Raw genomic sequence first — 21,759 nt, 5'->3', positions numbered from 1 at the left:
GCTGGGAATTGGGGTGGAACGCCCTGCATTTTACGATGTTGCGGCCCGGTCCTGGCCAGCGCCCGGCGAAAGCCGCCGGCGGCGGGCGGGACGGCTCCGGCCCGGCGCGGCGCCATTTTGGCGCAAACCCAAGCCAGACAAAGGGCTCGGACGCGACACCGGCGCCCCGGGTGGTTTAAAGTGTAGGGTTGGCCGATAGCGATTTTGCCAGTTTCTGGCGGGCAACGCCGCCGCCGGCCATGGGCTCACCCCGGAGCCTGGCTCTACCCGCCTGATCGATAACCTCTCATGAACCGCCAGCTGCTGCTCGACGTTCTTCCCGCGCCAGCGCCCTCGCTGAACAATTTCATCGCCGGTCCCAACGGAGAGGCGCTGGCGGCCGTGCGCACGCTCGCTCCCGGCCGCGCGCTGTACATCTGGGGCTCGGCCGGCTGCGGCCGCAGCCATCTGCTGCGCGCGCTGACCGCGCGCCCCGACGCCGTCTACATCGAAGCGGCCAACAGCGCCAACATCCTGCGCGTGCTGGCCGAGGCCGATTCCAAGTCGCCCATGCCCAAGTTCGTGGCGGTGGACGACGTGCATCTCATGGACGAGCATCGCCAGGCGGGCCTCTTTGCCCTGTACAACCGCTGGCGCGAATCCGCCGCCACCGGCCGCGCCTTCGCGCTGGCCGTGGCCGGCGACCGCTCGACGCTGTCGATGCCGCTGCGCGAAGACCTGCGCACCCGGCTGGGCTGGGACCTGGTGTTCCGCCTCGATCCCCTTTCCGACGCCGACAAGCTGGCGGCGCTGGCGGCCCAGGCGGCCGAACGCGGCCTGCACCTGGCGCCCGAAATCATCAACTGGATGTTGACGCACCACGAGCGCGACATCCGCAAGCTGGCGGCGTTGCTGGACGCGCTGGACCGCTACTCCCTGGCCACCGGCCGTCCCATCACCCTGCCCCTGCTGCGCGCCATGCTCGCAGACCCCGATTCGCAACGCACATGACCTCCCGACGTCTCGCCCTGTTCGACCTGGATCACACCCTGCTGCCGCTGGACAGCGACTACCAATGGGCCGACTACCTGGCGCGCACCGGCCGCGCCGGCGATCCCGCCGAGGCCCGCCGCCAGAACGACGACCTGATGGACCGCTACAACCGCGGCGAGCTCACCGCCGAGCAGGCAGCCGAGTTCATGCTGGGACTGCTGGCGGCTCACGCGCCGTTCGAGCTGGCCGCCTGGCACGAGGATTTCATGGCCGAGGTCATCCGCCCGTCGATCACGCCCGCCGCGCGCGCGCTGGTCGAATCGCACCTGGAAGCCGGCGACCTGTGCGCCGTGGTCACCGCCACCAACAGTTTCGTCACCGCCCCCATCGCCCGCGCCTTCGGCATCCCCCACCTGGTGGCCACCGACGCCGAAGTCCAGCGCGGCCGCTACACCGGCCGCATCCGCGGCACCCCCAGCTTCAAGGAAGGCAAGGTGGTGCGCGTGAACGACTGGCTGGCCGCCATGGGCCTGGGGCTTGCGGATTTCCCCGAATCGTTTTTCTATAGTGATTCGGTCAACGATGTCCCGCTGCTCGAAAAGGTGACCCGCCCGATCGCCGCCAACCCCAGCCCCGCCCTGCGCGCCATCGCGCAGGAACGCGGCTGGCAAGTGATCGATCTGTTCGACCACGTCATGGATGCCAAGTCCTAAATGATCACCGAAACCATAAAAAAATTCGTCGGCCGACTCTTCGCGCCGGCAGCCCGGGGGCCTTTGCGCATCGGACGCGACAAGCACGGCATCGACCGCCGCAATGTCTCGCGCCACGCCATCAAGGTATGCGAGGTGCTGCGCCAGCATGGCTATGAAGCCTATATCGTCGGCGGCGCGGTGCGCGACCTGATCGTCGGCCTGGAACCCAAGGACTTCGACGTCGCCACCAACGCCACGCCCGAACAGATCCGCCCGCTGTTCCGCCGCGCCCGCATCATCGGCCGCCGCTTCCAACTGGTGCACGTGGTGTTCGGCCAGGAGATCATCGAGACCTCCACCTTCCGCGCCCCCGCCTCGGAAGACCAGGAAACCGACGCGCACGGCCGCATCCTGCGCGACAACGTGTTCGGCACGCACGAGGAAGACGCGGCGCGCCGCGACTTCACCATGAACGCGCTGTACTACGACCCGCACAACGAGGAAGTCATCGACTTCCACAACGGCGTGGCCGACCTTAAAAAGCGCCAGATCCGCATGATCGGCGACCCGGCCAAGCGCTACCGCGAAGATCCGGTGCGCATGCTGCGCGCGGTGCGTTTCGCCGCCAAGCTGAACGGCACGATCGACCCGGCCACGCGCCAGCCGATCCGCACCATGGCCGACCTGATCGAGAACGTGCCGGCTTCGCGCCTGTTCGACGAGATGCTCAAGCTGCTGACCTGCGGCCACGCCATGGACTGCCTGCGCCAGCTGCGCGCCGACGGCCTGCACAACGGCCTGCTGCCGCTGCTGGACGTGGTGCTGGAGCAGCCGGGCGGCGAGCACTTCGTGGAACTGGCGCTGGAACGCACCGACGCCCGCGTGCGCGCCGGCAAGACCATCAGCCCCAGCTTCCTGTTCGCCGCGCTGCTGTGGCAGCAGGTGGAGGTGCGCTGGAAGCAGCTGCGCGCCCAGGGCGAACACACCATCCCGGCGCTGTCCCAGGCCGCCGACTCGGTGCTCGACGAGCAGACCGAGAAGCTCGCGATCCAGCGCCGCTTCTCGTCGGACATGCGCGAGATCTGGTTCATGCAGCCGCGCTTCGAGCGCCGCATGGGCAAGACCATCTTCCGCATGATCGAGCAGCCGCGCTTCCGAGCCGCCTGCGACTTCCTGCAGCTGCGCGCCGCCGCCGGCGAGTTCGACAGCGTGCTGGCGCAGTGGTGGATGGACCTGGCCAACGCCGACGATGCCACCCGCGCTGACATGATCGAGGAAGTCTCGCGCCTGCCGCGCGACGCCAGCGACGGCCCGGCGCCGGCCGCGCGCAAGCGCCGGCCGCGCCGCCGCTCGTCCTCGCGTGGCGCGGGCAGCGCCGCGGGCAGTGCCGGCGGCGCCGAATAAAGCCATGGCCGCCCCCGTGCGCGCCTACATCGGGCTGGGCGCCAACCTGGGCGACAGCGCGGCAACGCTGCGCAGCGTGCTGGCCGAGCTGGCCGCCACCGACGGCATCATCGCGGTGACGGCCTCGCCGTTCTACCGCACGGCGCCGGTGGACGCCACCGGCCCGGACTTCGTCAACGCGGTCGCCGCGCTGGACACCACGCTGGCGCCTCTCGACCTGCTGGACCTGCTGCAGGCGCTGGAATTGCGCCATGGCCGTGAGCGGCCCTACCGCAACGCGCCGCGCACCCTCGACCTGGACCTGCTGCTGCATGGCGACGCCGCCATGGCGCATGAGCGCCTGGTCCTGCCGCACCCGCGCATGCAGTTGCGCGCTTTCGTGCTGCGTCCGCTGCGCGACCTGGCGCCGACGCTGACGCTGGCCGGCCGCGGCCTCGACGCCTGGCTCGGCGACATCACCGACCAGCCGATCGAACGGCTGGACTGAACCGCGCCGGGCGGCACGGTTGCCGCCGCCTTCCTGATTACCTTGAAGATCGGCCCTGCGGCCGCGTCACGCCTTGGGCGCAAACGCCAGCATGGCGCGTTCGACGTCGTCCACGCCGGGCAGTCCAGCCTCGTTGCCCAGGTGCTGGATCTTGTGCGCCGAGGCGGCGCGGGCGAAGGTGAAGTGTTCCTTCCAGGCCAGCTCGGGCCGGTTGACGTACGACCAGACATAGGCGCCGTGGAACACGTCGCCCGCGCCGGAGGTATCGATGATGCGGTCGGCCGGCACGTCCAGCGACGGCAGCGTGTCGACCGCGCCGGTTTCGTCGTACCAGAGCATGCCGCGCTCGCCCAGCGTCACCGCCCCGATGCGGCAGCCTCGCTGTTTCAGCAGGTCCAGCAAGCCATGCGGCGACAGGTCCAGCTGCTCGCACATGCGTTCGGCGCAGACGGCCACGTCGATGTGGCGCAGCAGTTCGTCGGTGTTCTCTCGCACGCCGCCGCCATCGAGGGAGGTCAGGATGCCGGCCTGGCGGCAGGCGCGCGCATAGTGCAGCGCGGCGTCGGGCTGGTGGCCGTCCAGATGCAGCGCGCGGTAGCCGCTGACGTCCAGGCGCGGGAAATCGTTCAGGTAGTCGGCATCGCGCGCCCGCACGATGGCGCGCTTGCCATGGTTGGGCATGATGAACGACAGCGACGAGCGCCGCACCTGGCGCCCGTGCAGCGTGACGCCGTGCGCGGCCGCCATGTCGGTGTACATGTGGCCGAGCCAGTCCGGCGCCAGCGAGCAGATCAGGTCGGGCTTCGTGCCCAGCTTGCCGCAGGCGAATGCCGCGGTGACGGCATTGCCGCCGAACGACACGGCGTAGTCGCGCGCCACGCTTTTCTCGTCGCCGGTGGGCCATTCGTCGGCCAGCACGGTGACGTCGATGTAGGTATGCCCGATGAAAAGCGCTGCACTCATGAGACCGTCCGCGGAAAGGGTTGCCGGATTGTAGGCCGGACAACGCCGGACGGGATCAACCGGCGCTGGCTTCGCCGGCCTGCGCCAGCACGCGGCGGGCGCGGGTGATGACGGGCGCGTCCACCATCTTGCCGTCCAGCATGAAGGTGCCGGCGGCCTTGTCGCGATGCGCGTCGACCACGCGGCGGGCCCAGGCCAGCTCGGCCGGATCGGGCGCGAAGGCGGCGTGGATCACCGGCACCTGCGCGGGATGGATGCATAGCATGCCGCCGAACCCCATCTGCAGCGCGCGCGAGGCGGCGGCGGACAGGCCGTCCTGGTCCTCCACGCCCGGGAACACGCCGTCCAGCGCCGGCGCCAGGCCGGCGGACCGGGTATGCAGCAGCACCTGCACGCGGGCCTGGTCCAGCACGGTCTCGGCGCCGGCCGTGTCCGGCGCCACGCCCAGGTCCAGGCCATAGTCGAGGCTGCCGAACGCCAGCCGCGCCACGCCGGGCGTGCCCGCGACCTCGGCGGCGTTGAGGATGCCGCGCGCGGTTTCCAGGATGGGGATGACCGGCAGCCCGGTCTGCGCTACGTGGCGCACCTGCGCCAGGCTTTCGGCCTTGGGCAGCAGGATACCGGCCACCGCGGGCTTGCCGCGGCAGGCCTTGAGGTCGTCGTCGTGCCACGAGGTGGAGGCGTCGTTGATGCGCACCCAGACCCGCGCCTGCGGCTGCGTGCCCAGGAAGTCACAGAGCGCTTCGCGCGCCGAGGCCTTGGCCAGGTGCTCGACCGCGTCTTCCAGGTCGACGATGACGGCGTCGGCGCCGCTGGCCAGGGCCTTGGGGATGCGTTCGGCACGGGAGGCCGGCACGAACAGCGCGGTACGAACGACGGAATGCATCACACCACCTCCGAAGCATGGAAGCGCGCCACCTGTTCGGGCGCGTATCCCAGTGATGCTAGCACCGCATCCGTGTTCTGGCCCACGGCGGGCACCGCCGCCATGCGCGGCGCGAAGGCGTTGCTGCTGGCCGGCGGCAGCAGCGCCGGCAGCGTACCGGCCGGGCTGTCGACCTGGCTCCAGCGATCGCGCGCCCGCAATTGCGGGTGGTCCCAGACCCCGGCCATGTCGTTGACGCGGGCATTGGCGATCTGCGCGTCCTCCAGCCGGTCGGTGACCTGCTGCACGCTGAGGTCGGCGAAGGCCGCCACGATCAGCGCGCGCAGGGCCTCGCGGTTGGCGGTGCGCAGCGAGTTGGTGGCGAAACGCGGGTCCTCGGCCAGTTCGGCCTGGCGCAGCACCTGGGCGCAGAACACGCGCCATTCGCGCTCGTTCTGCAGGCCCAGCATGATGGTGTTGCCGTCGCCGGTGGGGAACGGGCCGTAGGGATAGATCGAGGCGTGGGCCGCGCCGGCGCGCACCGGCGGCGCCGCGCCCTCGAACGCGTAGTACATCGGGAAGCCCATCCACTCGACCATGCTTTCGAGCATGGAGACGTCCAGGCGGCTGCCCAGGCCGGTCTTCTGGCGCAGCAGCAGCGCGTTGAGGATGGCGGAATAGGCGTACATGCCGGCCGAGATGTCGGCGATGGAGCAGCCGGCCTTGACCGGGTCGTCGGCGGTGCCGGTGACCGACAGGAAGCCGCTTTCGCTCTGGATCAGCAGGTCGTAGGCTTTCTTGTCCTGGTAGGGACCGCCTTCGCCATAGCCGGAGATGTCGCAGACGATCAGGCGCGGATACTTGGCGTGCAGCGCCTCGAACGACAGCCCCAGGCGCGCCGCGGCGCCGGGGGCCAGGTTCTGCACCAGCACGTCGGCCTGTTGCAGCAGGCGTTCCATGATGTCGCCGGCTTCGTCGCGCTTGAGGTCCAGCGTCAGGCTTTCCTTGGAACGGTTGGTCCAGACGAAGTGCGACGACAGGCCGCGCACGCGCTCGTCGTAGCCGCGGGCGAAGTCGCCCGCGCCGGGGCGTTCGATCTTGATGACGCGCGCGCCCATGTCCGCCAGCTGGCGGGTGCAGAACGGCGCGGCGATGGCGTGCTCGAGGCTGACGACGGTGATGCCGTCCAGTGGGCGGGGGGCTGGCGTGCTCATGCGGTGAACCTCAGTTCGGCCTGGTGGGCCAGCGTGCCGTCCTGCTCGGCCCAGAGCCGGGCCAGGCCCGGTTCCTCGACCCGGCCGGCCACCTGGAAAGGCGTGGGTGAAATCAGCGGCCGCAGGCCACGGTACGACAGGTGCGAGGGACGCGCGCCGGGGTGGGCGCGCAGGAAGGCGGCGACCATCTCGGTGGCGATCAACGGGCCGTGCACCACCAGCCCCGGATAGCCTTCGGTGCCGGTGACGTAGGGATGGTCGTAGTGGATGCGGTGGCCGTTGAAGGTCACGGCGGAATAGCGGAACAGCAGCACCGAGGTGGGTTCGATGGTGTCGCGCCACTGGGCCTGCGGCGCCGGCTCGGTGCCGGTGAGCTTGGGCGGCGTGGGTTGGCGGTAGACGATGTCCTGCTCTTCCAGGATGGCCACCTCGCCGTCCTGGCGGTATTCGTGGCGCACCGTCACGAACAGCAGCGCGCCGGTGCGGCCGGCCTTTTCCTTGACGTCGGCCACCACCGAGACCCGTTCGGCCGGCACGCCCACCCGAAGCGGCTGGCGGAATTCGACGCGGCCGCCGGCCCACATGCGGTTGCGGTCCTGCGCCGGCGGCAGGAAGCCGCCGCGAGCCGGGTGCCCATCCGTCCCCAATCCGTCGGCCGCGACCGTGCTGATGAAGAACGCCCACTGCCACAAGGGGGGCAAGGGATCGCCCACGGCGGGCGCGGGGCCGCCCAGCGTGGCGGCGATGCGCGCCGCATGGCCGGGGTCCAGCGCGTCCGCCTGGCGCTCGCCGCTGCCGATCCAGCCGGCCGGGTCTGTCGATGTCATGCCGATATTCCTTTGATAAATGTCCTGGCGGCTAGCATCCCGCATGCCGCGGGCGCTGTGAATTCATTTTTACTCAAGGCCGGGTTTGGGGCGCCTGAATCGTGCGCCCGGCGCCGGCCGCCGTAATATAGGCGCCATGCACTTCGATCTCGCCGACCTCCGCCTGTTCATCCACATCGCCGAATCCCCCAGCCTGACGCAGGCCGCCAAGCGCGCCCACCTGTCGCTGGCCGCGGTCAGCGTGCGCATCAAGGCGCTGGAGAACCAGCTCAACACCCGCCTGTTGTACCGCGACAGCCGCGGCGTGGAAATCACCCCGGCCGGCCAGCGGCTGTTGCAGCACGCGCGGGTCATCATGCGCCAGGTCGATCACCTGAAGCACGACTTCCAGGAGCAGGCCGACGGCGATGCCGGCCACATCCGCATTTTCGCCAATACCACGGCAGTGACGGAATTCATGCCCGACATCCTGGCGCGCTTCCTGGCGGGCCACCCCGGCGTCACGGTCGACCTGCAGGAACGCCTGACCCGTGACATCGTGCGCGGCGTGCTGGACGGCACCACCGACCTGGGCATCGTCGCCGGCCCGGTCGACGCCCCTGAATTGCAGACCATCCACTTCAGCACCGACCGGCTGGTGCTGGTGGTGCCCAACGGCCACCCCCTGCAGGACCAGGACAAGGTCAAGCTGGCCGACGCGGTGCGCTATCCGTTCATCACCATGCATGAGGGCTCGACCCTGGTGGCGTTCCTGCGCGACCAGCTCGAGCGCATCGGCCAGCGCCTGCCGCAACGCATCCAGCTTTACAGCTTCGATTCCATCTGCCGGATGGTGCAGGCGGGCGTCGGCGTCGGCGTGATCCCGGATTCGGCCGCGCGCCGCTACGGCGCGGAGATGAAGCTGCGCGTGGTGGAGCTGGACGAGCCCTGGGTGGTGCGCGAACGCAAGCTGCTGGTGCGCGATATCGACGCCCTGCCCGGCTGCGCCCGCGAACTGATCGAACAGATCCGGCAGCCGGCGGCCGCGTGACGCGCTGGCGGCGGGAGGCGCCCCAGCCGTCCCGCGCGCCGCGATGCCACGTCCAGCAGGCTGTTCACACGACAAGGAGCCTCGCGCCGCGGGCCCTAGCGTCCGGTGAACGCCGGCGCGCGCTTCTGCGCAAAGGCGCGCATGCCTTCCAGGTAATCGTCGGTGTAGCCCAGTTCGCGCTGCAAGGCGCATTCCAGATCGAACTGCTGCGCCAGCGTGTTGCCGCTGGAGGCATGCAGGGCGGCCTTGGTGGCGGCATAGGCGCGGGTGGGTCCGGCCGCCAGCGTGGCGCGCACGTCGGCCAGGGTTGCCGCCAGCGCCGCGTCCGGCACGACGCGCCAGATCAGCCCCCACGCCTCGGCCTGGCGCGCGCTGACGGCCTCGCCGAACAGAGCCGCGCCCATGGCCCGCGCCGTGCCCACCAGGCGCGGCAGGAACCAAGTGCCGCCCGCGTCCGGCAACAGGCCGATCTTGCTGAAGGCCTGGATGAAGCGAGCCGACTCCACCGCGAACACCACGTCGCACGCCAGCACCAGGCTGGCGCCTGCGCCGGCCGCGACGCCGTTCATCACGCACACCACCGGCGCCGGCAGCGCGCGCAGCCGCATGATGAGCGGCTTGTACAGCTTTTCCAGGTTCTCGCTCAGGTCGCGGCGCGAGCCGTCCTCTGCCGGCTTGCGCTCGCCCAGGTCCTGGCCGGCGCAGAAGCCGCGGCCGGCGCCGGTCAGGATCACGCCGCGCAATCCGGCGTGCGCTTGCAGCGCGTCCAGCGCCCGCGCCAGTTCGGCGTGCATGACCGCGGTGAAGCTGTTCAGGCGCTCGGGGCGGTTGAGCGTGATGACGCCCACGCCCTGCTCCAGGGTGAACGTGATCTGGGTATAGTCGGCGGCGCTCATGCCAGTTCCTCCAGCACCGCCAGTTGCTCGGCGCTGTCGCCCAGCAGCAGGTCCGCGACCGTCAGGCGCTTGAAGTAATCGCCGACCTCCAGTTCGTCCGTCATGCCCATGCCGCCGTGCAGCTGCACCGCCATCTGCGCCACCAGCCGGCCGGCGCGCGCGGTTTCGAGCTTGGCCGAGGCCAGCATGCGGCGGCGCTGCGCCGTGTCCGCTTCGGTCAGCGCGGCCACGGCCACATAGGCCATGGACAGCGCCAGTTCCTTGGCCACCAGCATCTCGGCCAGGCGATGCTGCAGCGCCTGGAACGCGGCCAGCGGCTGGCCGAACTGCTTGCGCGTCTTGAGATAGTCGACGGTGATCTCCAGCAACCGTTCCATCGCGCCCGCCGCATGGGCGCACAGCGCCGCCGTGCCCCATTGCAACGCCTGCGCCAAGGCCGCGTCGGCCGCCTCGCCTTGCGCCAGCAGGGCATCGGCGCCAAGCGATACGGCATCGAAATCGAGCCGGGCGCAGCGCGCGCCGTCCAGCGTTGGCGTATCGGTGACCCGCACCCCGGCGGCGTCCGCCGGCACCGCCAGCAGCAGCGTGACGCCGTCTTCCCCGCGCGCGCTCACCAGCCAGGCGTGGGCCGCCGCGCCGTGCCACACCAGGTGCTTGGCGCCATCCAGCCGCCAGCCGTCGCCGCTGCGCGTCGCGCGGCAGCCCTCGGGATCGGCCTGATAGCGGCGCCCGGGTTCCTGGTAGGCCACGCTGACCACCTTGTCGCCCGACGCGATGTCCGGCAGCCAGCGGTCACGCGCCTTGTCGTCGCAGGCGCCGATCAGGGCCGCGCCCATCACCGCGCTGGGAATCACCGGCTCGGCCACCAGTCCGCGCCCCAGCTCCAGGTGCACCGGCAGCAGGCTGGCCGGCACTTCGCCAAAGCCGCCCGCTTCTTGCGGGATGTTCAGGCCCAGCACGCCCAGCTCGGCCAGCGCGCTCCAGGCCGCCGGATCGAGCCGGCCCGCGGCCTCGCGGGCGCGGCGCTGCGGGCGGGTCCATGCCTGGTCCACCAGGCGGCGCAGGCTGTCGGCCAGCATGCGCTGTTCTTCGGTATAGAGGAAATCCATGCGTCGTGTTCCTTGCGGATGCGGGCCGGGCCTACAGGCCCAGCACCAGGCGGGCGATGATGCCCTTCTGCACTTCGGTGGTGCCGCCGTAGATCGAGGTCTTGCGCATGTCGGCATAGCCCGCACCCGAGGCCGCCGCCATCTCCGGGCCGGGGCCGTGATAGGCGGCATCGGCCAGCATCCATTCGGGATCGTAGGGCCAGGCGTCGGGACCGGCGATTTCCATCTGCAGCATGGCCAGGTCCTGCTGGATCTCGGAACCCCGGATCTTGAGCACCGAGGCCTCCGGGCCGGGCGTGCCGCCGTTGCTTGCCGCCACGCGCAGCAGCAGCATTTCCAGCGCCATGATGTCGACCTCGATGCGCGAGATGCGGTCGCGCATGCGGCTGTCGGCCAGCAGCGGCCGGCCGCGCGAAGTGGCGCGCGCGGCCATGTCCTTGAGGATGCCGAGTTCGCGATGGCAATGGCCCAGGCCGGCGATGCCAGTGCGCTCGTGGCCCAGCAGGTACTTGGCGTACGTCCAGCCCTGGTTCTCCTCGCCCACCAGGTTGGCCACGGGCACCCGCACGTTCTCCAGCCAGACCTCGTTGACATCATGGCCGCCGTCGAGCGTGCGGATCGGGCGCACGGTCACGCCCGGCGCGCGCATGTCCAGCAGCAGCATCGAGATGCCGCGCTGGGCGCGCGCGTCGGGGTCGGTGCGCGCCAGGCAGAACATCCAGTCGGCGTACTGCGCCAGCGTGGTCCAGGTCTTCTGGCCGTTGACCACGTATTCATCCCCATCGCGCACCGCGCGGGTCTTGAGCGAGGCCAGGTCCGACCCTGAGCCGGGCTCGGAATAGCCCTGGCACCACCAGTCCTGCACCCGGGGAATGCGCGGCAGGAAGCGCGCCTGCTGCTCGGCGCTGGCGTACTTCATCAGCACCGGGCCGATCATGGACAGGCCGAACGGCAGCAGGCGCGGCGCGCCGGCCTTGAAACATTCCACTTCGAAGATCAGCCGTTCCAGCGCGTTCCAGCCGGTGCCGCCGTGTTCGACCGGCCAGTTCGGCGCGCCCCAGCCCTGGTCGGCCAGGATGTTGTGCCAGCGCACATAGTCGTCGCGTTCCAGCCGCTGATGCCGGCGCACCTTGTCGCGGATGTCCCGCGGCAGCCGGTCGGCGGCGAACGCGCGCACCATTTCGCGGAACCGGATCTCCTCCGGCGTCCAGGTCAGATTCATGGCCTACCTCCTTTGGCGGCTATCTAGCCATGCCGACCCGGCGCCGGACAATCTGCGGTTGCGGAAGACCGCCTTTTGCCTCGGTGTAGGGCACGGGCACTACGGGCCGGCAAAAGGCCTGCTTCAGCAATGAAGAATGGCACCGGCCGGCGCCAGCCCCGACACTGGCGGCTCGTCCATCCGGAACCCATGCAATGACCGCAACCGACCCACGCGCCGCCGAAGGCGCCGAGGCGCAATACCGCCAGGCGCTCGACCAGGGACGCTTCCAGATCCAGCACTGCGACGCCTGCGACCGAGCCGTGTTCTATCCCCGCATGATCTGCCCGCATTGCGGCGCGGACCAGTTGTCCTGGCGCACGCCGGACGGGCGCGGCACGGTCTATTCCACCACCACCGTGCGGCGCAAGCCCGAGGCGGGCGGCGACTACAACGTGGCGCTGGTCGACCTGGCCGAGGGCGTGCGCCTGATGAGCCGGGTCGAGGGCGTGGCGCCCGACGCCGTGCGCATCGGCATGGCGGTGCGGGCCCAGGTGGCCGTGACGGAAGGCCGCGGCCTGCTGGTCTTTGTTCCCAACAAGGAGGCGCAATGACGCTGAACGATCTGCGCGGCGCCGTCGCGGTGGCGGGCGTCGGCCATGCCGGCCTGGGCCAGGCCCACGGCTACACCGAAATGGAAATCCTGGTGCAGGCAGCGCAGCGCGCCGTGGCCGACGCCGGCCTGTCGATGCGCGACATCGACGGCATCTGCACCGCCAGCGTGGCCGCGCCGATGTGGGCGATGCCGGTCATCGAGCACCTGGGCATCCGCCCCAGCTTCATCGACAGCACCATGCTGGGCGGTTCCAGCTTCGTGGCGCACCTGCTGCCGGCGCTGCACGCGCTGGCCTCGGGCCAATGCAACGCGGTGCTGGTCTGCTATGGCAGCACGCAGCGCACCTCGACGCTGAGCCGCGCCGAGATCGGCCGCGTGCGCAAGCAGTTCGATCCGCAGCCCTACGAGACGCCGTACGACCCGTTGAGCCCGCTGTCGTCGTATGCGCTGGCCGCGGCGCGCCACATGCACCAGTACGGCACCCGCCGCGAACACCTGGCGCAGGTCGCGCTGGCCGCCAACCAGTGGGCCCAGCTCAATCCCGAGGCGCAGTTGCGCGAGCCGGCCACGCTGGAGCAGATCCTGGCCGCGCGCATGGTGTCCGACCCGTTGAGCGTGCGCGATTGCTGCCTGGTCACCGACGGCGCCGGCGCCTACGTGCTGGTGCGCGCCGACCGCGCCCGCGACCTGCCGCGCCCGCCGGTCTACGTGCTGGGCAACGCCACCGCCGTGTGGAACCGGCAGATCTCGTCGATGGAAGACCTGACCGTCACCGCCGCCAGCGTATCGGGCCGCCGCGCCTATGCCATGGCGGGCGTCTCGGCCCAGGACATCGACGTGGTCGAGCTGTACGACGCCTTCACCATCAACACCCTGCTGTTCCTGGAGGACCTGGGCTTCTGCGCCAAGGGCGAGAGCAAGGACTTCATCGCCGGCGGCGCCATCGCGCCCGGCGGGCGGCTGCCGGTCAACACCAACGGCGGCGGCCTGTGCTGCGTGCATCCGGGCATGTACGGCGTCTTCATCATGATCGAGGCCGTGCGGCAGCTGCGTGGCGAGGCCGGCGCGCGCCAGGTGGCCAACGCCGAACTGGCGCTGGTGCACGGCAACGGCGGCACGCTGTCCAGCCAGGCCACCGCCATCCTCGGCACCGCCGCCACGCTTTGATTCCGACCGCAGCAACCATGTCGCACGTCGAACCGCTCACCCGCATCCACCAACTGCTGGCCCGCCAGGCCGGCAGTCAGCCCGACGCCATCTGCCTGTACGAGGAAGGCGGCGGCATCCTGACCTATGCACAACTGTGGCAATGCGCCCGCGATGCGGCCGACTGGCTGGCGGCGGCGGGCGTACGGCCGGGGCATCGCGTGTTGATGGTCGGCGAGAACTGCGCCGCCATGATCGCCACGCTGTTTGGCTGCGGCATCATCGGCGCCTGGCCGGTTGGCGTCAACGCGCGCCTGTCGGCGCGCGAGATCACCGCGATCAGCGCGCATGCCCAGCCGGAGGTGACGCTCTACACCAGCGGCATCTCGGCAGCCGCCGCCGCCCACGCCGAGGCCGCCGGCGCGCACCCCGCCGATGCCGCCGCCTGGGGCGGGGGCGTGCATGCGCGACGCGCGGACGCGCCGACGCTCCCCGAGACCGGCGACGCGGTCGCCGAGGTCGCCACGGTGATCTACACATCCGGCACCACGGGCGCGCCGAAGGGCGTCATGGTGCCGCACCGCGGCCTGCTGCACTTCGCCGGCGTCTCCGCGGCGTCGCGCCGCCTGACGCCCCAGGACATCGGCTACGCCGCCCTGCCGCTGTCGCACATCTTCGGCATCGCCACCGTGCTGATGGCGACGCTGCATGCCGGCGCCAGCCTGGTGCTGCGCAGCCGTTTCGATCCCGAGGATGCCTTCAAGGCGCTGGCCCACCCCGGCGTCAGCATCCTGCAGGGCGTGCCGACCATGTTCAACCGCATGCTGGCGGCCGCGCCGCCGCGCGCTGAATTGCGCGCGCCAGCGCTGCGCTATCTCTACACCGGCGGCGCGGCGCTCGACCCGACGCTCAAGCGCGACGCCGAACGCTACTTCGGTATCGCCATGCACCACGGCTACGGCATCACCGAGTACGCCGGCTCCATGTTCATCACCGACATCGACGCCCCGCCGACCGATTGCAGCGCCGGCTTCGCGGTGGACGGCGTGCAATTGCGCATCGGCCGTCCCGACGCCGACGCGCCGCGCCCGGGCGAACGCGGCGGCATCCTGATCCGCGGCCCCGGCGTGATGCTGGGCTACTACCGCGACCCGGCGCAGACCGCGCAGGCGCTGCTGCCTGGCGGCTGGCTCAACACCGGCGACATCGGCTACCTGGACGACCGCGGCGCGCTGTACATCGCCGGCCGCTCCAAGGACCTGATCATCCGGTCCGGCTTCAACGTCTACCCGATCGAGGTGGAGGCGGTCATCAACGCCTTTCCCGGCGTGCGCCTGTCGGCGGTGGTGGGCCGCCCCACCGAAGACCACAACGAGGAAGTCATCGCCTTCGTCGAACCCTTGGCCGGCGCGTGCCTGGACACCCATCTGCTGATGCTGCACCTGCGCGCCCAGCTGGCGCCGTACAAGCGGCCGGCGCGGATCCACTGCATCGACACGATTCCCACCACCGTCAGCGGCAAGATCCTCAAGCAGCCGCTGAAAGAAAGGCTGGCGTAGGCGCGGCCCCGCTGTTCCGCTCCGCGACCGGCTCATTCCACAAGGAGACATGAGCGTGAACATCAAGACCCTGCTCGCCGCGGCCGCCGCCGTGGCGGCCATGGCGACCGGCGCCAGCGCCGCCGCCGACAGCGCCTACCCCGACCGCCCCATCCGCCTGCTGGTGGGCTACGCCCCTGGCGGCCCCGTGGACACCACCGCGCGCGTCTTCGCCAAGTACCTGGGCGACAAGCTGGGCCAGGCGGTCGTGGTCGAGAACCGCGCCGGCGCCAGCGGCATGATCGCTTCCGACGCCACCGCCAAGGCGCCGCCCGACGGCTACCTGCTGGGCTTTGCCGCCAGCCCCACGCTGACCATGTCGCCCCTGGTCCAGCGCAGCACCCTGTTCGATCCACGCAAGGACTTCTCGCTGATCGGCCTGGTGGTCGACTACGCCAACGTGCTGCTTATCGGCCCGCAGGCCCCGGCCAAGAGCGTGGGTGAGCTGGTCGACTACGCCCGCGCCCATCCCGATGCCGTGTCGTTCGGCTCGGCCGGCATCGGGGCGTCGAACCACCTGTCGGCCGAACTGCTGAAGAAGCAGGCCGGCGTGCCGATGCTGCACGTGCCCTATCGCGGCAACTCGCCGGCGATGATGGACGTGGTCAGCGGCAAGATCACCTTCATGTTCGACATCACCAGCACCGCGATTCCGTTCATCAAGAGCGGCAAGGCGCGCGCGCTGGCCGTCACCTCGCGCACCCGCAACCCCGAGCTGCCCGACGTGCCCACCATGATCGAGGCCGGCATGAAGGACTACGAGGTGGTCGGCTGGTATGCGCTGGTCGGCCCGCGCAAGCTGCCCGACGCGGTGCAGGCGCGCCTGAAACGCGCGCTATCCGAGGTGTCGAAGGACCCCGCCTTCCGCCGCGCCATGACCGACGGCGGCTACACCATCAACAGCGGCGACGCCGCCGCCCTGCAACAGCGCATCGACCGCGAATATGCCCTGTGGGCCGATGTGATCAAGAGCGCCAACATCCAGGCCAACTGACCCCGACCGGAACCCGCCCATGAAGCCATCCGCACTGCGCGCGCAGACCCGACTGCCCATCATCGGCGCTCCCATGTTCCTGGTCTCCGGCCCGGACCTGGTGGCGGCGCAATGCGGCGCCGGCATCATCGGCACCTTCCCCTCGCTCAACGCCAGGCCGCAGGAACAATTGCACGACTGGATCAACCGCATCGAAGAACGCCTGGCCGCCGCCCGCCGCGCGGATCCGCGCGCGCGGGTGGCGCCCTACGGCGTCAACCTCATCGTCCATCCCAGCAACGCCCGCTGGCAGGGCGACCTGGCCATCTGCGCCGAGCGCCGCGTGCCCCTGGTGATCACCTCGCTGCATCCGCCCGAAGCCGTGGTGCGCGCCGTCCATGCCTACGGCGGCCAGGTCTACCACGACGTCACCACGGTACGCCACGCCCGCCGCGCCCTGGATGCCGGCGTCGACGGCCTGATCCTGGTCGCGGCCGGCGCCGGCGGCCACGCCGGCCGGCTCAACCCCATCGCCCTGGTCAACGAGATCCGCGCCTTCCACGACGGCCCCCTGGCCCTGTCCGGCTGCATCAGCCACGGCAAGGACATCCTGGCAGCCCAGGCCCTGGGCTGCGACTTCGCCTACATGGGCACCCGCTTCATCGCCACCCGCGAATCCCTGGCCAACGACGCCTACCGCGAAATGATCCTGCGCGCCCAGGCCGCCGACGTCACCTACACCCCGTACTTCTCGGGCGTGCCCGCCAACTACCTGAGCGAGAGCATCCGCGCCGTGGGCCTGGATCCCGCCCAGCTTCCCGACTACGACGCCCCGCCCCCGAACCTGGACAAGAACACTCGCCCCAAAGCCTGGAAAGACGTCTGGAGCGCCGGCCAGGGCGTGGGCGCGGTGCAGGAAGTGCTGGCGGTACACGAGCTGGTGAATCTGCTCGAAGCAGAATACCAGGCAGCCAGGCAAGCGCTGCTGCGCTGACAGTCAGAAGCGATAGCTCATCCTGACACTGCCCGCCTGCGACGACGCGCGGGACGTGTTGACGAGCGCATCATAGGCAAGAGACACGTCCAGTTGCCGCGTCAGCGGCAAGCCGACGCTCACGCCGAACGTCAGGAAGCCGCGCGACAGATCGGCGCCCGGCGCGGCGAAGCGCGTGCCGTCCTGCGACACGACCGTCATCGCGCGGCCGGTATCAAGCAGTTCGTGGGCGTAGGCCACACGGAACTGGAGGTTCAACGGCCGCTGCGCGCTATCGAACGCCGTGTCGAAAGTCATGCCGACGTAGGGCTGCAGGCTGCGGGCGGTGTCCGAGCCGACAAGCAGGTTCTGGCCCCTTGCGCCGCCTTCGTCAAAGCTGTTGGCGTGGAAATAGGCATAACGCAATCCCAGCCGGGGCGTCATGACCAGTCCGCCAAGCGCCATGGGCTTGCTGACTTGCGCCGCCGCCGTGAATTCCTGCCCGACATGATCACCCTTGGCCGTGCCGACATTCTCGAAGGGCCGCTTCTGCGACAGGAAATGCAGGCCGTAGCCGAGCATGCCCGTCACATCGACCGGCCCCAGGTCGCGGCTGGCATAGGTGGCCAGGCGCACCGTATCGCGCGTGCCGGCGCTTTCCGTGCTCTCTTCCGACAGCTCGGCGTGGGAATAGCCCATCGCCAGGCCGAAGGTGTTGCGATCCACCCGCTTGTCGGCGCCGGCGAGAAAGCCGTACTGGTTTTCCTGGAAGCCCGGCAGCCCCCCCGAGCCGGACAGCCGGCCATGCCGTCCCGTGGCGTTTGCCCAGACCGAAACGGTATCCGTCGCGTCGGCTGGCCCGGACGCGACGGCGCGCCGCGTCGCGCGGTCGAGCACCGCAGCGGTGGCCGACTGCGCGCTCATCAACGCGGCGCTGCCAAGCGCCGTATAGATGCTGGTGCGGGTCGGCGCGATGATCACCGGCGTGTCGCCCGGCATGCCCGAGGCCGGATTGCTCAGCAGCAACGCGACCTCGTTGGCGCCGTAGGCCACCGATGAGCGCAGGCCGTTCAGGTCCGCGCCGGAGGCCAGCGAGCCCGTTACCGACGAGAAGCGCCCGCTGATGCCATTGGCCGCGCTCACCACGTTGTAGCGCGTGGCCGAATAGGTGCCCGGCGCGTATGTGATCGCCAGCGTCCCGTTCAATGTGGCGCTGCCACCGACCTTCAGCAACGAGGCCTCGGTCGGACTGACTTCGATGGCCAAGGTCGCATTCGACGCCTGGGTGTAATTGCCGCCCACGTTCAGCGTGCCGATGGATCCACCGGGCGACACCATGCCGCCGTTCGTCACATCACCGAGAATCGTGCCGTGCCCGCCGAGCGTGCCTTGCGCCCCGACCTCCACGTCGCCGCCCAGCACCGCGCCGCCATGGCCGGCATCGCCCACCTGGAGCCTGCCCTGAGCGACAGTCGTCGCTCCCGTGAATCCGGCATTCGAACCATTGAGCACGAGCATGCCGGTCCCTTGTTTGACCAACGCGCCGCTGCCCGTGAGCTCGCCTTCATAGACGCTGTCGGTGGCCGCGCCGAGCGTCAGCGTGCTGGCGCCGGCCAGCAGGCGCGAACCGGCCACCCCGTACAACCCGGCCAGCGTCTGGCCCGATGCCGCCGACAGGTCGAGCGTCGCGCCGCTGCCCATGAGCGAGACGGCCGAGGCCGCGGACAGCCGTCCCGCGCCGGTGAGCACCAGCGAGCCGCCGTTGATCGTGGTCGCGCCGGTGTAGGTGCTTACCCCCGAAAGCGTCTGCGTGCCACTGCTGAGCACCAGTCCGCCGGCGCCGTCGATGACGCCGGAAAACACGCCCGACGCGTTCGTCAGGGTCAGGGTGCGGCCGCCGAGCGCGACTCTCCCGCCGCCCGCAAGGCTGGCCACGGACGCACCGCTCGTCGTCGCCGAAATGTCCAGCGTTCCGTCGCTGGTCACCCCGCTGGATGCCGCCACGCTGCCGCCGCCGCTGAGCGCGAGCGTCGCGCCGCTGTCGATGGTGGTGGTTCCCGTGTAGGTGTTGACGCCCGCCATCGTCAGGCCCCTGCTGCCCTGGACGCTTACCCCGCCCGCGCCGGAGATGACGCCCGAAAACGTCAGGCCGCTCGCCACCGAAGAGAACGCGACGCCGGACGCGGCATCGGTCAGGATCACATCGTTGGCCAGCGTCAGCCCGGGGTGGCTCGCGGAAATGGTGGCGGTCGCCCCCGCATCGAACAACAGGCCGCCTACGATGTTGGAGCCCGTCAGCAGCGTCAACGTGTTGCCCGTGCCGCCGAACTGGATGGCCGCCGCGCGGGCTCCGCCCGGGCCACTCGGCGCGCCGGTGATGGTGCCCGCATTGACGATCGTGTCCATGCCGCGCGTCACGATACCGACGCCGCCGCCATTGCCGGCGCCGCCAGCGATGGTGCCGACATTGAGGATCATATTGCGCGAGCCGGCAAGATTGATGCCGGCCCCCCCCGCCCCGTCCGCCCCCGCGCCGGAATTGCCCGCCCCCCCGCTGCCGCCCGCGCCTCCGGTGATGCCGCCGGTATTGGTGATGGTGGCGTTGCCGCCAACCGCGAGCAAGCCGTCGCCGCCGGCGCCTCCCCCGCCGCCAAAGCCGCCGCTACCGCCGTTGCCGCCAGCGCCCCCGGTGATCGTGCCATGATTGTTGATCGACGCCCCCGCCCCGGCCGACGTCAAGCCGCTGCCGCCCCCGCCGCCGCCGCCGCCGTTGCCGCTGCCCGTGTTGAAGACATTGCCGCCATTGCCGCCCGCACCGCCCACGGCCGCCGCCGAATTGTTGATGGTGATATCGTTGCCCAGGTACTGAAGCGATGTATTGCCGCCATTGCCACCGCCGCCGAAATTGGTGCCGTCGCGGCCGGCATTGCCGGCGTCGCCCGCAATCGGCGCGTTGATGGCCAATCCAGACCCCGTGAACGTTTGTGCCGGTGCGTTGGCGGTCGCGTTGCCTGCGTCGCCGGCAGCCCCCGCGCCACCCGTTCCCGAGCCGCCCCAGCTTCCCGGCACCTGCACGGTCACGTTGCTCGGGTCGAGCTCGCTGGCGCCGCCCCCCTGGCCATTGCCATTGCCGCCAGCGCCGCCGCGACCGGGATAACCCGCTCCGCCGGGCGCGCCGCAACCCGTCGTGTCGCTGGCGGAACAGGCGGCCAAGGCGGGCGCCGCCGCGGTCGAAAGGGCCAGCGCCAGGGCGGCGCTGCCGGCCGCGAGCATGACGCTTGCGGCCGACCGCAAGCTGGCCGCCGGAGGCGCGATATCGTAGCGGTCTGACGTCGGAACGGTCGAAGACGCCGGCGCGTCACAGTGGGCCACAAGCCCGGCTTTGCCTTGGAGCACGAATTTCCCCTTGCTTCGCCCTGCCCATTACCAGGATGACCCGGAGGGGACAAACGCCAGGGTCCCGCGGCACGGCAATCATATGGAAGCCAGCGCCCGGGGAGACCATGCGTGTTCAACTGCCGAGCGCTGGAGCGTTGCGCCGTCTGAGCGCACATCGGCAGCAAATGTAATGCAAAGTTTCGTGGTTCGCCATGCTGGCGTTCCTGACGGGCAGACGCGCTACCGGACCGCGCGAGGACGGCCCCCCCTGCGCAGCGTGCTACGGCGCCTATTCCAGCCTGATGCCCGCCTTGGTAATCACATCCCGCCACTTGGCCACCTCGCCGCGCACGAACGCCCCAAACGCCTCCGGGCTGCCGGGCTTGGGCTCCGCCCCCGCCGCCACCATCGCCTTGGCCGTCGCGGGATCCGACAACACCTTCACCATGTCCGCATTGACCCGCGCCACGATGTCGGCGGGCGTCCCCTTCGGCGCCAGTACCCCGCTCCACGAGTACGCCTCGTAGCCTGGCAACCCAGACTCGGCGATCGTAGGCACGTCCGGCAACATGCTCGACCGCGTCGGATTCCCTACCCCCAACGCGCGCACCTTGCCCGTCTTCAGATGCGGCACCGCCGACGGCCCGTCCGCGAACATCACCTGCACCTGCCCTCCCAGCAGATCCTGCATCGCCGGCGCGCTGCCCCGGTAAGGAATGTGCTGGATCTTCACGCCCGCCATCGCATTGAACAGCTCGCCCGCCAGATGCGTGCCGCCGCCCGTTCCGGAGGAACTGAACGACAGCTTGCCCGGATTCGCCTTGGCATAGGCGATCAGTTCGCTCACCGAAGTCACCGGCAACGCCGGGTTCACCACCAGCACGATCGGAAACACCGCCGCCATGCCCACCGGCACGAAATCACGGTTGATGTCGTAGGTCAGGTTGTCCCGCAGGCTCGGCAGCACCGCGTGATGGATGGAGGCGAAGAAGAAGTTGTAGCCGTCCGGCTCGGCCTTGGCGGCGAACTGCGCGCCAACGATGCCGCCGGCGCCCGAGCGGTTGTCCACCACAGTAGGCACCGACCACAGGTGGCCCAGCGGCTGCGCGGTGAACCGCGCGGTGGTGTCGACCGGACCGCCGGCCGGAAACGGCACGATGAAGGTCACGGCGTGGCCGGGCCAGGCAGCGGCGCGGGCGAAAGTGGGCAGCAACGTCGTGGCGCACGCAGCGCCCAGCCCCGCGATGACGCGGCGGCGTTGGGGATCTAGCAAGGCAGTCTCCTGAGTCGTTCTTGTCGGTGGCGCGGCCGCAAACCACACCGGAACAACGCGGTGCTTGCCGCCTGCCGGCCCCATTTTTCTACTGTCCGCGCATCAGGCGCGGCCGGGGCTTTTTTTATTATTTGCCGCG

19 protein-coding genes are annotated in these 21,759 nt (G+C 70.3%); 10 read left to right on the top strand and 9 right to left on the bottom strand.

What is annotated here, in order from left to right; translation table 11 throughout:
* The first annotated feature begins 288 nt into the window (after positions 1 to 288).
* The 4 genes from hda to ACVN9Z_RS11870 are packed head-to-tail and all read left to right on the top strand — an operon-like array spanning position 289 to position 3,558.
* Complete coding sequence (hda, locus tag ACVN9Z_RS11885) at positions 289 to 990, top strand: DnaA regulatory inactivator Hda (RefSeq protein ID WP_006388889.1); 702 nt, start codon at positions 289 to 291, stop codon at positions 988 to 990.
* A complete protein-coding gene (locus ACVN9Z_RS11880; protein ID WP_458213408.1) occupies positions 987 to 1,685 on the top strand; it encodes an HAD family hydrolase in 699 nt (232 codons plus the stop codon). Before hda ends, ACVN9Z_RS11880 begins: the two co-directional genes overlap by 4 nt.
* Positions 1,686 to 3,071, top strand: coding sequence for a polynucleotide adenylyltransferase PcnB (gene pcnB / locus ACVN9Z_RS11875; RefSeq protein ID WP_054473640.1), 1,386 nt, complete (start codon positions 1,686 to 1,688; stop codon positions 3,069 to 3,071).
* 4 nt (positions 3,072 to 3,075) lie between these two features.
* Positions 3,076 to 3,558, top strand: coding sequence for a 2-amino-4-hydroxy-6-hydroxymethyldihydropteridine diphosphokinase (locus ACVN9Z_RS11870; RefSeq protein WP_020925063.1), 483 nt, complete (start codon positions 3,076 to 3,078; stop codon positions 3,556 to 3,558).
* A 66-nt stretch (positions 3,559 to 3,624) separates the two neighbouring features.
* On the opposite strand, the gene ACVN9Z_RS11865 is transcribed toward ACVN9Z_RS11870, so the two are convergent.
* From ACVN9Z_RS11865 to ACVN9Z_RS11850, 4 genes are read right to left on the bottom strand one after another with little or no spacing between them, the layout of a single operon-like run.
* Positions 3,625 to 4,521: a sugar kinase gene (locus ACVN9Z_RS11865; RefSeq protein ID WP_020925064.1), complete on the bottom strand. Its 897-nt coding sequence runs from the start codon at positions 4,519 to 4,521 to the stop codon at positions 3,625 to 3,627.
* A gap of 55 nt (positions 4,522 to 4,576) precedes the next feature.
* Complete coding sequence (locus ACVN9Z_RS11860; RefSeq protein ID WP_026382344.1) at positions 4,577 to 5,410, bottom strand: HpcH/HpaI aldolase/citrate lyase family protein; 834 nt, start codon at positions 5,408 to 5,410, stop codon at positions 4,577 to 4,579.
* On the bottom strand, positions 5,407 to 6,600 hold the full coding sequence (locus tag ACVN9Z_RS11855; RefSeq protein WP_054473642.1) for a CaiB/BaiF CoA transferase family protein: 1,194 nt from the start codon (positions 6,598 to 6,600) through the stop codon (positions 5,407 to 5,409). The genes ACVN9Z_RS11860 and ACVN9Z_RS11855 overlap by 4 nt, the downstream gene beginning before the upstream one ends.
* Positions 6,597 to 7,427: an HTD2 family dehydratase gene (locus ACVN9Z_RS11850; protein ID WP_054473645.1), complete on the bottom strand. Its 831-nt coding sequence runs from the start codon at positions 7,425 to 7,427 to the stop codon at positions 6,597 to 6,599. The genes ACVN9Z_RS11855 and ACVN9Z_RS11850 overlap by 4 nt, the downstream gene beginning before the upstream one ends.
* A gap of 136 nt (positions 7,428 to 7,563) precedes the next feature.
* Here ACVN9Z_RS11850 and ACVN9Z_RS11845 point away from each other — a divergent pair, with 136 nt between their 5' ends.
* Positions 7,564 to 8,457 (top strand): LysR substrate-binding domain-containing protein, encoded by an 894-nt coding sequence (locus ACVN9Z_RS11845; protein WP_006388881.1) that lies wholly within the window; start codon positions 7,564 to 7,566, stop codon positions 8,455 to 8,457.
* 95 nt (positions 8,458 to 8,552) lie between these two features.
* Here ACVN9Z_RS11845 and paaG read toward each other — a convergent pair whose 3' ends face one another.
* The 3 genes from paaG to ACVN9Z_RS11830 are packed head-to-tail and all read right to left on the bottom strand — an operon-like array spanning position 8,553 to position 11,684.
* Entirely contained in the window at positions 8,553 to 9,353 is an 801-nt protein-coding gene (gene paaG, locus ACVN9Z_RS11840; RefSeq protein ID WP_047992602.1) for a 2-(1,2-epoxy-1,2-dihydrophenyl)acetyl-CoA isomerase PaaG, read from the bottom strand.
* The gene (locus ACVN9Z_RS11835; protein WP_024067801.1) at positions 9,350 to 10,462 is read right to left on the bottom strand and encodes an acyl-CoA dehydrogenase family protein; all 1,113 of its coding nucleotides are present in this window, start codon (positions 10,460 to 10,462) and stop codon (positions 9,350 to 9,352) included. The genes paaG and ACVN9Z_RS11835 overlap by 4 nt, the downstream gene beginning before the upstream one ends.
* Positions 10,463 to 10,493: 31 nt before the next feature.
* Entirely contained in the window at positions 10,494 to 11,684 is a 1,191-nt protein-coding gene (locus ACVN9Z_RS11830) for an acyl-CoA dehydrogenase family protein (RefSeq protein WP_020925070.1), read from the bottom strand.
* 194 nt (positions 11,685 to 11,878) lie between these two features.
* On the opposite strand from ACVN9Z_RS11830, the gene ACVN9Z_RS11825 reads away from it, so the two are divergent.
* The 5 genes from ACVN9Z_RS11825 to ACVN9Z_RS11805 are packed head-to-tail and all read left to right on the top strand — an operon-like array spanning position 11,879 to position 16,990.
* Positions 11,879 to 12,277, top strand: a complete 399-nt coding sequence (locus tag ACVN9Z_RS11825; RefSeq protein WP_006388877.1) for a Zn-ribbon domain-containing OB-fold protein — start codon at positions 11,879 to 11,881, stop codon at positions 12,275 to 12,277.
* Positions 12,274 to 13,446: a thiolase gene (locus tag ACVN9Z_RS11820; RefSeq protein WP_458213407.1), complete on the top strand. Its 1,173-nt coding sequence runs from the start codon at positions 12,274 to 12,276 to the stop codon at positions 13,444 to 13,446. Before ACVN9Z_RS11825 ends, ACVN9Z_RS11820 begins: the two co-directional genes overlap by 4 nt.
* A gap of 17 nt (positions 13,447 to 13,463) precedes the next feature.
* Positions 13,464 to 14,984, top strand: a complete 1,521-nt coding sequence (locus ACVN9Z_RS11815; RefSeq protein ID WP_458213406.1) for a class I adenylate-forming enzyme family protein — start codon at positions 13,464 to 13,466, stop codon at positions 14,982 to 14,984.
* Positions 14,985 to 15,039: 55 nt separating this feature from the next.
* On the top strand, positions 15,040 to 16,017 hold the full coding sequence (locus ACVN9Z_RS11810) for a Bug family tripartite tricarboxylate transporter substrate binding protein (RefSeq protein WP_006388874.1): 978 nt from the start codon (positions 15,040 to 15,042) through the stop codon (positions 16,015 to 16,017).
* Positions 16,018 to 16,036: 19 nt separating this feature from the next.
* Positions 16,037 to 16,990, top strand: coding sequence for an NAD(P)H-dependent flavin oxidoreductase (locus ACVN9Z_RS11805; protein WP_458213405.1), 954 nt, complete (start codon positions 16,037 to 16,039; stop codon positions 16,988 to 16,990).
* Between the two features lie 3 nt (positions 16,991 to 16,993).
* Here ACVN9Z_RS11805 and ACVN9Z_RS11800 read toward each other — a convergent pair whose 3' ends face one another.
* Positions 16,994 to 20,365, bottom strand: coding sequence for an autotransporter outer membrane beta-barrel domain-containing protein (locus ACVN9Z_RS11800; RefSeq protein WP_327764110.1), 3,372 nt, complete (start codon positions 20,363 to 20,365; stop codon positions 16,994 to 16,996).
* A gap of 271 nt (positions 20,366 to 20,636) precedes the next feature.
* The gene (locus tag ACVN9Z_RS11795) at positions 20,637 to 21,620 is read right to left on the bottom strand and encodes a Bug family tripartite tricarboxylate transporter substrate binding protein (RefSeq protein ID WP_150101508.1); all 984 of its coding nucleotides are present in this window, start codon (positions 21,618 to 21,620) and stop codon (positions 20,637 to 20,639) included.
* Between the last annotated feature and the right edge of the window lie 139 nt (positions 21,621 to 21,759).

Source organism: Achromobacter sp. KK8 (genome assembly GCF_054188005.1).
This window is presented reverse-complemented; position numbering and strand designations above follow the sequence as displayed.

Coding starts and splice junctions, on each gene's coding strand:
- hda (WP_006388889.1), top strand. CDS start 289: ATGAACCGCCAGCTGCTGCTCGACGTTCTTCCCGCGCCAGCGCCCTCG.
- ACVN9Z_RS11880 (WP_458213408.1), top strand. CDS start 987: ATGACCTCCCGACGTCTCGCCCTGTTCGACCTGGATCACACCCTGCTG.
- pcnB (WP_054473640.1), top strand. CDS start 1,686: ATGATCACCGAAACCATAAAAAAATTCGTCGGCCGACTCTTCGCGCCG.
- ACVN9Z_RS11870 (WP_020925063.1), top strand. CDS start 3,076: ATGGCCGCCCCCGTGCGCGCCTACATCGGGCTGGGCGCCAACCTGGGC.
- ACVN9Z_RS11865 (WP_020925064.1), bottom strand. CDS start 4,521: ATGAGTGCAGCGCTTTTCATCGGGCATACCTACATCGACGTCACCGTG.
- ACVN9Z_RS11855 (WP_054473642.1), bottom strand. CDS start 6,600: ATGAGCACGCCAGCCCCCCGCCCACTGGACGGCATCACCGTCGTCAGC.
- ACVN9Z_RS11850 (WP_054473645.1), bottom strand. CDS start 7,427: ATGACATCGACAGACCCGGCCGGCTGGATCGGCAGCGGCGAGCGCCAG.
- ACVN9Z_RS11845 (WP_006388881.1), top strand. CDS start 7,564: ATGCACTTCGATCTCGCCGACCTCCGCCTGTTCATCCACATCGCCGAA.
- paaG (WP_047992602.1), bottom strand. CDS start 9,353: ATGAGCGCCGCCGACTATACCCAGATCACGTTCACCCTGGAGCAGGGC.
- ACVN9Z_RS11835 (WP_024067801.1), bottom strand. CDS start 10,462: ATGGATTTCCTCTATACCGAAGAACAGCGCATGCTGGCCGACAGCCTG.
- ACVN9Z_RS11830 (WP_020925070.1), bottom strand. CDS start 11,684: ATGAATCTGACCTGGACGCCGGAGGAGATCCGGTTCCGCGAAATGGTG.
- ACVN9Z_RS11825 (WP_006388877.1), top strand. CDS start 11,879: ATGACCGCAACCGACCCACGCGCCGCCGAAGGCGCCGAGGCGCAATAC.
- ACVN9Z_RS11820 (WP_458213407.1), top strand. CDS start 12,274: ATGACGCTGAACGATCTGCGCGGCGCCGTCGCGGTGGCGGGCGTCGGC.
- ACVN9Z_RS11815 (WP_458213406.1), top strand. CDS start 13,464: ATGTCGCACGTCGAACCGCTCACCCGCATCCACCAACTGCTGGCCCGC.
- ACVN9Z_RS11805 (WP_458213405.1), top strand. CDS start 16,037: ATGAAGCCATCCGCACTGCGCGCGCAGACCCGACTGCCCATCATCGGC.